Source organism: Gilliamella intestini (genome assembly GCF_900094935.1).
Classification (GTDB): Bacteria; Pseudomonadota; Gammaproteobacteria; order Enterobacterales; family Orbaceae; genus Gilliamella; species Gilliamella intestini.
Map to the genome: position 1 here is coordinate 1 of NZ_FMBA01000062.1, position 9,222 is coordinate 9,222.

Consider the following 9,222-nt stretch of genomic DNA (forward strand, 5'->3'; position numbering starts at 1 on the left):
CCCATGAATATGACAATAACGGCAGTGCCAGTAATACAATTTTTGAAAATGATTTTAGTGATGATTTAAGCGAGAATGTCGAGAATATAAGCGAGGAAAGCGTAAAAACAGGCCTAATGGTGTTACTTGATAAATTTAAAAGGTAGGTTTGCCAGTGTTGGTGTTTGGTGTTTGGTGTTTAACATGATACTTCATTATGGTTTACCTGTCAAATAATAATTTGTTTTATTTCAATTTTTATATTTACTAGCTCATTAAGTAAGCTAACTCGGTTTTAAGTGTAACCGCTAAAAATACACTTAACAATCTTTTTTAGGGATTTTTTTGAGCTTTGCTTAATTGTTGGCACTTTTTTTATTTTTTAGTTAAACCAAGTGGTTATTTTTTTGGTGGATCTGGTTGGTTTTGAGTGTTTTGACCTTTTGGTGGGAAAATGTGATTAATTAAGCGGTGGCATAATTAACAAATATTCAAATACTCAAAAGAGAGACAACAAAAGCTCAAACGCTTTATTAATTTTTATAATACCATTAAACCCCATAAAGCGATTTGAGGAAAAACGCCTTATGCGTTTTTAGAGGATTGTTTAAACCATAAAGTGTGAGTAACTCATGTTTTTCTACATTTTATTTATCATGATAATCGACACAAACTATCTTTCATAATCGCTCGAAAATCATCAAAAGTTCTGCTATCTAATAAACGTTTGGTAGACTTTTCTTTGACAAAGTTTACAAACAAATTATATATTCGCATAGCATCTTCATATTCATCTTTGCTAATTGCTAATAAAAAAATAACATGTGCAACTTCATTTTTATCCCAAACAATCCCTTGTGGTGCTAAAATAGTCGTAACTACAGTTTTTTTTGCCAACAATCCAACTGAATGAGGAATGGCAATATTTTCACCTAATAATGTAGAGACTATTTCTTCACGCTCAACAACTGATGGATAAAAATCACTACCAACATATCCTGATTGTTCAAGCCTTACACAAATACTTTTAAAAATCTCTTTTTGTGTCATTGGTTTATCAATAATAATAAAAAACTTTTCATCAAAAAAACGTTCAATAATATAAGGCATTTTTCGATCAACCATTGCCAATCGGCCTAATTGTTCAAGCTGATAAGCTGTCGGAAATGGTGCTATTTTGACAATTTGTTTGTCTTTTTCGGTTAAGCGAACAGTTGATACAACAAAATCCTCTTCTATCTGTGTTAATTGCTCATACTCTCGATAGGAAAGTGTACGATTAATTTGGATATGCGGAAAATCTCTCTTAATTTTTGATTCAACCATACGCAAGGTTGAGTTACTGAGTTCACTAACTAATAGAATTTGTGCAAATCTTTCATGCCCTGCACTATAATTTCGCTCCAATGCTACACCAATATGCAAGGCTAAATAACTGATTTCATCCTCTGTCATTTTAGATTCAGTATACTTTTCTGTATTAGTTAATGCAGAAAGCGTAATATCATAAGCAAATGGGTAATATTGTTTAATTTCATGCAATAAAGGATTGGTTGTTCTGATTTGATATTTTATCCTAGATAACATTGATGACGTATGAATCAGCATATCTTGGCGTAATTTAGTATCATCCCATAAATTATAGTGATATGTATCATTAATATAAGATAATATATGCTCAACTAACGCCAAACTTTTTGCTTGATTTGGGGATTCTGTTATTATTCGAGAAATAATTTGTACACACAGATAATTAAATTCCGCATCACAAAGTACACTGCCTAAAAAATATGAAAACTCTTCTGAAATTTCACGTGCAGCACTAATAACTGTTGTATTAATTTGATCAACTTGATATTCAAGCAGCTCATAACCTTGAGTAATACGAGTGATAGATACAGCGCAACTGTAAAGCAAATATCCCTGCCCTTCAGCATTTAGCTTTAGTTCAAAACGTTCAAGTTGGTTTTGTAAAATATTTTCAAGATAATCTAAATCAATATCATTTAATATCGTCTGACGAAGCCTGTTTACGTTTATAGTATCTTCTGCCATATGACGTTGCCACAATATATCAGTTAAACACGCTCGAATTGATGACTCCTCGCCAACTAAGTACATCCCATAATAAGGACGATTTTCAAGAGATAAATTGTACTTATCTAAATATTGTTTAACCTCGATAACATCATTTTGTAAAGTACTGCGACTTAAAAACCACTCATCAGCGATATCATCCAATTTCACAGAATTGGACTGTGTTAAAAAAGCAATCAATAAAGCCGAAATCCTTTCTTTACTAGTTCTTGGTACTTGCTCAATTGCTTGAGTAATAGGCAATTGAGCATAACTGACAGGATCGGTTACTACAAGTTGATATCCTATATTTTTAGTATAATCAACCTGAGCACCATAACTACGTAAAACATCGTTAAGTGCTGAAACATCAGTACGAATGGTGCGAGTAGATACTGAAAAGCGATTAGCTAACTCTTGCTGAGGTAGTGTCTCTTTTTTTATAGTATCAAATAAATACGCTAATCGCTGATAAGAGAAAAGCACTTTAGATGACATCATTTATCCTACTAGTTTTTGTGTGATAGCTAAAAGTTGTTTGACATCATTGGTTCGCGTTGCTCCTGTCGCTTTATCAATAATAGAACTATAGATGTGTGGAATAATTTTTTTTACACCTGCATCTAAGGCAATTTTTAAAATTGCTTCATAATTATCTAGATCAATTCCACCTGTCGGTTCAAGATAGAAATCGTACTCAGCGCAACACTTAGCCACATACTCAAATTCATCTTTATGTTTTAGTCCACCCATGGGAAAATATTTTATTGAACTGCCGCCCATATCTTTCAATAAAGCGATAGCCGTTTCCACTGGAATAACTCCTGCTGGGGAATTTGAGCTTAAAGGTCCAGTTGCAATATTAACTAAACCAACTTTACCTGTCGGCGAAACTAAACCATTAATAACAGTTTGTTTTTGCCCTAATAATGCTCTGCTAGTTGCAACACCAGTGAAAACTTGGTTAATATGCTGTGGTTGAAGTACCGCTGAAATTTCAGACACCATAATTGACTGATTTGGATCACCTGCACCAAGCCCAACCGAAATTGCATTATCAATCGCTAAAGCATATTTTTTCATATCGGCAATAGCTGAGGCATTATCTAGATAATTTTTAGACAAAACACCGACGACAACATGTGTTTTTGCCGCTTCATAAATAGCTTTAGCATTATCAATAGAATTAGCCAATACATTTAAACAAACACGATCATTATAGTAATTGGGAATCAGTTGCATTATTTTATTCCTTGAATAATATTTTTAATTTTGCTGTAAACAATATCGAGTTGTGCTGATGTAACACTACGGACATCGACATCAACTTTACCTTCATTGGCTTTATATTCTCTGAAATACACTGCAATTTCGCCTTTTTTCATCAAGTCAACTATCTCAATTGCAGATTTACCTATTACACTTGCATCAAACGTTATTTCTGCTCGTGCAATATCGCGTCCAGCTCCATCCCAAACCACTCTGGCTGATATTCCATCAAGTGCATTTAAATTTTCAATAAATGGGGTCATTTTAGTCACCATTTGCTGTCCTGTTTCAGTCTTTTTATCAGTAATATAAAGTTCAATAGCTTTTGTTAATCCTAAAATACCTTCTTTTCCTACTTTCATTGGTCGGCCAATACCTTGTGACTGAAGTTTTACCCATTCGACAGCTTGTTGACGACCAACAACTAAACCGCTGGTAGGCCCTTCAATCGCTTTTGCTCCGCTATAAATAACTAAATCGGCACCTTGTTGATAATATGTTTGTAAATCTTCTTCAGCTGCAGCATCAACAATTAATGGAATTTTGTGTTTTTGAGCAATACAAACTGCTTGCGCAATTGATAGCATACTTTTTTGCACACAATGATGAGACTTAACATATAAAATAGCTGCTGTGTCTGGATTAATTAAAGATTCGATATGTTCTGGTTTACATTCATTAGCATAACCCGCTTCAACCACAATACCGCCACCTAATGAAACCATTGTGCCAATTGGTGCACCAAAATTAACATTATGACCTTTAGGCACAATGATTTCACGGGGGACATATTTGTCAGATGAATGTAAATTAAATAACAAATCGTGATCATCCTTGATAATTAATCCCGCAACAGCTTGGGCAATACCAGCAGAAGCACATGATACTACCACCGCATTTTCAACATTGAGCAATTTAGCAATATATTGACCGGTTTTATCAACCAAATCTTTAATTTCGAAATATTCATTTAGCCCATGAGATACCGTATCGACCACTTCAGGCCTTGGCGTTGAAACACCTAAAATTGTCATTCGTCCTGATGCATTAATTACCTTTTTTAGGTTATATTTACTGTAAACATCTTTTTCAGTTTGAGATTCTGAGCTCATTTTTACTACCTTCTTCTGTTATTTCAATTCGTATCAAATGATTCCTACCATCAGCAATAATAGAGGCTAGAGGAACAAATTGCTCATCACTTTGCCTAACTTTACCTTCTGAATCTAATAATGAAACCGCTTGCTGTTTAATATCAAAAATAGTCAAATCTGCATCATAACCAACCGATAAAACTCCTTTATTTTTAAGCTGCAAAATTTGTGCCGCATTTTTCGTCACACTATCAATGATTCTTTTTCTGCTATAACCAAGACAGATAAACTTCGTCATCACATTTGCTAAACTAAAAACTGGTCCCTGTAAACGATTTTTAGAATAAATATCAGAGCTAATAGTATTAGGATAAATATCTAAGCATTTAGCACGTTCTGCTACTGAAAAACTAAAACTTTCACCACCATGACCGACATCCAATATCACACCACGTTCAATTGCTCGTTTAATTGAACCACGCAGTTTATTTTGTTTATCAAAGATTTGATTGGGTTTACCATTAAAACAATGTGTAATAATGTCACCTTTTGTTAACAAATCAGCAATTTCATCAAGCTCTGGAGGATTATTACCAACATGGATCATTAAAGGTAAACCACTATTTTTTTGCATATTTTTAGCTTTAATCAATGGTAATATTCCATTTTTACCAACAACACTACGACTCATTCTAACTTTAATTCCAATAATAAAATTAGAGTATTTCGCTAGCATTGCATCAAACAAAGACACATCAATATCACCCATATTGGCAAGTTCACTTTGTCGTATTAGCCCTATTTTCGAAATATTTAGAAAGGAATAAACATGAGTATTAGCTTGTTGCGCTAATTGATAAAATTCATCAATATCAAGCGCACCAACACTACCTGCATCAACTACCGAGGTGACACCAGCCTTAACGCCGATCAAATCAGGCTCATCGTAATAAATAGGTGAATGAGCAAAGCAGTGAGTATGAGAATCAATCCATCCAGCACTAACATAGTGCTTATTTTGTAGATCTAAGACACGCTCAGATTGGTCTGTAATAGAACTTGCAATCGCAACGATCTTTCCATGATGAATAGCAATATCTTTTACTGATTCATCAATTTGTTTGGCATTTTTTATAATTAAATCATACATAATTTATTCCGAATCCCCTCTTTGCAATTTAATAAATTACAGAGGGGAATAACTAATATTATAAAATTGGGAATATACCGCCAAAAATCATAGCACCTAAAATAGATCCACCTGTGATTGGTTTTTTCCATACATAAAAAAGTAGCGCCCCCAGTAATGAACCGGTACCAATAGGAATTGAAGCAACCATCGCAGATAAAATAATCATAGGGCCAAGAAATCGTCCTGATGCATTACCTGCTCCCATCATGACATCAGCACCAAAAGTTGAACCACCACCACTATTGACGGTGAATTTACGGATAAGAATAATAATTAAGCCTATAAGCGCACCTAATATCAATCCGGTTACTAACGCTACAAAAAAATTTTCAACTGGTAAAGTATAGCCGCCAGCTAGCAGTAACGCAGGTACACCAAGCCCAATACCTGTTTGCAATGCACCACCGATATCTAAAATACCGACCAATGAACCTTCAATAACACGGGCAAACAAAAAGCTAGCACCAAAAGCCGCAACAGCGCCATAATCGCCGGTTGTCATTCCTGATTTAAGCATGGCGACAAAAGCGATTTCATTAAATGCACCAATACCATAAACATAAAAAGTATGCGTTCCTGCAAAAATCCCAGCAGACAATAATCCACAAATAATAGGGAATGACCAATCGGCATACCAAAAACTTTTATTAATCGTTGTTCCTGTATTCATAACTTTTTCCCTATACTATTTAAACCAATAAGATAGACCATCTCTAAAAGAGTTAATCATCTTCATATCAAAACCACGGAAATATCCACTCATAACAAATAAAATAATGACAGCAACTAACATGATTTTCATCACACGGTTCCAGCCACTATCATCTACACCTTTGCCAATCAATATACCTAACACCAACCCAGGTACTGCATTGCCCATAATTAACTGCGCAAGCCCACCAAATAACGTTCCCCAAAATCCACTACGACGCCCAGCATCAAGTGCGGCTAACCAGAAAATAACGGGCATAACAGTTGCAACTAGCAAGTTAGCGGCAGGAACAAGAACCTTCGTTGCAGTAATTTTTAGCGAATCAGGAATAACCGAGGTGGTTGTATTTAAAAATAACACCACAATCATCCCAATAAATGCACAAGCAAATGCCATTTTTTTAGGATCATGTAAGGTTTCTGCAAGATTACGATTTTTTATCATCAATAAAGCTCCACCCCAGTTTGGAATGATGCGATGATCAACATCTTGAGTAAAAGATCCAGCCGCAACCGATGACGCCCACGCATTAAAAAAGAACCCTAAACCAAATGAAAAGTGCGCTGCAGGATCACCTTCACAAGAATTAAGTTCACCTAATGTCCGAAACGCCCCCATCCCTTGATAAGTTGGCGCATGAAACATGCGAGCAGCTCCTGCACCAACCCCAAAACCACAAAGTCCGCCGATAATAATAGACTTGAATGCAATAATTAAAATTTCCATAACTTCCCTTTTACGTTATGTTATTTAGAAGTAAATTTAATATCATTTAAATCAATAAAAATTACGTTAACAGATACATCAAGCGTGATTTCATAAAATGTCTTTTTCCTTGGTAAAAAGATAAACAAAAAACATTCTGTTGTTATCTGTTCTATTGCTGATACAACTTGAATGTCAATTGGTTCTATTCGCAACATAATAGTATTAGTGTTTTTGAGTACTTCTTTCTGAACCTGACTTAAAGCTACAGCAAAAGCTCGCTGCTTAGAATCACCATGACCTTTCACTCTAACAAGTATCTGTTCTGTTTTTTTCATTCTTATTTACCGTTTATGAACGTGGATATTTTTTTAGAAATGCTTTTGCTACACGTTGTCCTAATTCTTCTGTATCCATAAAACCAAAGCCTAGTACTTTACATCCCTCATTAATTGCCGTTTCACCTTCTTCGATAGAACGCATGCCATGACGTTGTGGATAACCATATTTATTTTGTGCAGTAATCGCACCAGCGCCTCCACTACCACAAAAAGAAAGCCCCAAATCGGCATTTTCTTTATTCATTACGTCACCTAATTTCATATCTGCAGCCATACCTGGAATGACAATTGCGCGACAACCTTCTACCGAATTAATTCCCTCCGCAATTTTTTGCCCTTTTCCCATTCTATCGCCAATGACAATAACGACTTCAGTCATAATACTTCTCCTATTTAATTTTCATTTTAGAATGTCTAGTATTTGTTTTAATTTGCTTTAGCCACTTCATAATGCACCGCTAATAAATAAGCTTCTTCCATTGGTAAACTATTGAATAAGCTTACTGTTTTTCGTGCTAGCTCTAAGGACTCTTCTGACAGCTCCTCAAACAAAGTTGGATCAACTTCTGGTAATTTTTCTAAGGTTTTAGCACGTGTTACCATCGCTTTTACATGTGATAGTAACATTGCTTTTTGCATATCATTTTGGGTAATTTGGTGCTGAACTAACCAACCATTAATAATGTCAATGGTTTGTTCGGTAACACATTCAGGATCAAGGCTATCTTCGATCATACAAAATTGTATTTGGGTCATAACTAATACAGATCTCTTATTTTGCTAAGGGGGATTAGATGATTTAAGCCTAATGCAAATAAAACTTAATGTGGATAGAGACTTTTTCCTGCAGTAACAGGAAATTTGTTATAAGATGAGCTAAATACAGTAATAGTCAGATGTTATTATTCTTAAATTGATAATTTGCAAATTGAATTTATGTTCAATTTTGTGAGTTAGATCATAAAATAAGTTAAATTTATTTTTCGATTAAAAACTCTCAATCTAAGATAGACAGGAAAAATCTATTTACACCTCTATTAAAATGCCTAAAAATAAATCAAAAAAAATTCAACAAAATCAAAACTCTTTCTGACTATTTTTTAGCCATTGATATTTAATTAGATGTTTTTGGTGGGATTAATTATATTACCAGCTACCTGAGGCACCACCGCCACCACTGCGGCCTCCACCGCCGCCGCTAAAGCCGCCACCTCCGCTAGAACCACCAAAACCACCACTTCCTCCGCGACTATTTCCTCCTCTTCCGCCAGCGCCGGGAGTTAAAAAGCCGCTAACCATGGTACTCAAACAAAATACGACAAACATTATAACAAACATCAAAAATGCTATCTCAAGTATATATTGCACATGCCAAAGGGTGAATCCAGTAACAGATAATGCGTTAAATAAACCAGTACGTAAACATTGTTTGCTTTTATCTTTACGATACAATAATTTGGCAAGTACAAAACAAATAAGAAATGACACCAGCGCATACTTACTCAACATAGAAGTAAAATCTTCTGAAAATAACAGGTTAAGGTTAAGGCCTTGTTCATTATCTTCACATTTCAGGGCAGGATTATCGATTTTTTGTTTTAGCACAGATAAGGCATTATCAATACCCTGATAATAGTTATTTTGTCGAAATTGTGGGGCTAATTGTTCACGAATAATTTTACTGGCAACTAGGTCGGTAATAGTTCCTTCAAGCCCATAACCAACCTCAATGCGCATGCGTTTATCATCTTTAACAATAAGTAATAAAATACCATTGTCTTGTCCTTTTCGACCGATTTTCCATTGAATAAAGACTCTATCTGCGTATTGCTCTACGGTTTCATTATCAAGTTT

10 protein-coding genes are annotated in these 9,222 nt (G+C 34.9%); all 10 read right to left on the reverse strand.

What is annotated here, in order from left to right; translation table 11 throughout:
* Positions 1-633 precede the first annotated feature (633 nt).
* Positions 634-2,556, reverse strand: coding sequence for a BglG family transcription antiterminator (locus GA0061080_RS11050; protein WP_091125594.1), 1,923 nt, complete (start codon positions 2,554-2,556; stop codon positions 634-636).
* Positions 2,557-3,297 (reverse strand): 2-dehydro-3-deoxy-phosphogluconate aldolase, encoded by a 741-nt coding sequence (gene dagF, locus GA0061080_RS11055; RefSeq protein WP_091125597.1) that lies wholly within the window; start codon positions 3,295-3,297, stop codon positions 2,557-2,559.
* Positions 3,297-4,436, reverse strand: a complete 1,140-nt coding sequence (locus tag GA0061080_RS11060; protein ID WP_091125601.1) for a DgaE family pyridoxal phosphate-dependent ammonia lyase — start codon at positions 4,434-4,436, stop codon at positions 3,297-3,299. Before GA0061080_RS11060 ends, dagF begins: the two co-directional genes overlap by 1 nt.
* Positions 4,414-5,568, reverse strand: a complete 1,155-nt coding sequence (locus GA0061080_RS11065) for an amidohydrolase/deacetylase family metallohydrolase (RefSeq protein ID WP_091125604.1) — start codon at positions 5,566-5,568, stop codon at positions 4,414-4,416. The genes GA0061080_RS11060 and GA0061080_RS11065 overlap by 23 nt, the downstream gene beginning before the upstream one ends.
* Positions 5,569-5,626: 58 nt before the next feature.
* Entirely contained in the window at positions 5,627-6,280 is a 654-nt protein-coding gene (locus GA0061080_RS11070; RefSeq protein WP_091125608.1) for a DUF4310 family protein, read from the reverse strand.
* 15 nt (positions 6,281-6,295) lie between these two features.
* The gene (locus GA0061080_RS11075; RefSeq protein ID WP_091125613.1) at positions 6,296-7,048 is read right to left on the reverse strand and encodes a DUF4311 domain-containing protein; all 753 of its coding nucleotides are present in this window, start codon (positions 7,046-7,048) and stop codon (positions 6,296-6,298) included.
* A 20-nt stretch (positions 7,049-7,068) separates the two neighbouring features.
* A complete protein-coding gene (locus GA0061080_RS11080; protein WP_091125617.1) occupies positions 7,069-7,365 on the reverse strand; it encodes a DUF4312 family protein in 297 nt (98 codons plus the stop codon).
* Positions 7,366-7,378: 13 nt separating this feature from the next.
* On the reverse strand, positions 7,379-7,747 hold the full coding sequence (locus GA0061080_RS11085) for an SFCGS family glycine-rich protein (RefSeq protein WP_091125620.1): 369 nt from the start codon (positions 7,745-7,747) through the stop codon (positions 7,379-7,381).
* 47 nt (positions 7,748-7,794) lie between these two features.
* On the reverse strand, positions 7,795-8,124 hold the full coding sequence (locus GA0061080_RS11090) for a PRD domain-containing protein (protein WP_209435825.1): 330 nt from the start codon (positions 8,122-8,124) through the stop codon (positions 7,795-7,797).
* Positions 8,125-8,514: 390 nt separating this feature from the next.
* Positions 8,515-9,222 (reverse strand): TPM domain-containing protein (locus GA0061080_RS11095; protein ID WP_091125623.1); only part of this gene is annotated, 708 nt, incomplete at its 5' end.

Excerpts from the sequence above, each read along its gene's own strand:
- GA0061080_RS11050 (WP_091125594.1), bottom strand. The coding sequence starts at position 2,556 with ATGATGTCATCTAAAGTGCTTTTCTCTTATCAGCGATTAGCGTATTTA.
- dagF (WP_091125597.1), bottom strand. The coding sequence starts at position 3,297 with ATGCAACTGATTCCCAATTACTATAATGATCGTGTTTGTTTAAATGTA.
- GA0061080_RS11060 (WP_091125601.1), bottom strand. The coding sequence starts at position 4,436 with ATGAGCTCAGAATCTCAAACTGAAAAAGATGTTTACAGTAAATATAAC.
- GA0061080_RS11065 (WP_091125604.1), bottom strand. The coding sequence starts at position 5,568 with ATGTATGATTTAATTATAAAAAATGCCAAACAAATTGATGAATCAGTA.
- GA0061080_RS11070 (WP_091125608.1), bottom strand. The coding sequence starts at position 6,280 with ATGAATACAGGAACAACGATTAATAAAAGTTTTTGGTATGCCGATTGG.
- GA0061080_RS11075 (WP_091125613.1), bottom strand. The coding sequence starts at position 7,048 with ATGGAAATTTTAATTATTGCATTCAAGTCTATTATTATCGGCGGACTT.
- GA0061080_RS11080 (WP_091125617.1), bottom strand. The coding sequence starts at position 7,365 with ATGAAAAAAACAGAACAGATACTTGTTAGAGTGAAAGGTCATGGTGAT.
- GA0061080_RS11085 (WP_091125620.1), bottom strand. The coding sequence starts at position 7,747 with ATGACTGAAGTCGTTATTGTCATTGGCGATAGAATGGGAAAAGGGCAA.
- GA0061080_RS11090 (WP_209435825.1), bottom strand. The coding sequence starts at position 8,124 with ATGACCCAAATACAATTTTGTATGATCGAAGATAGCCTTGATCCTGAA.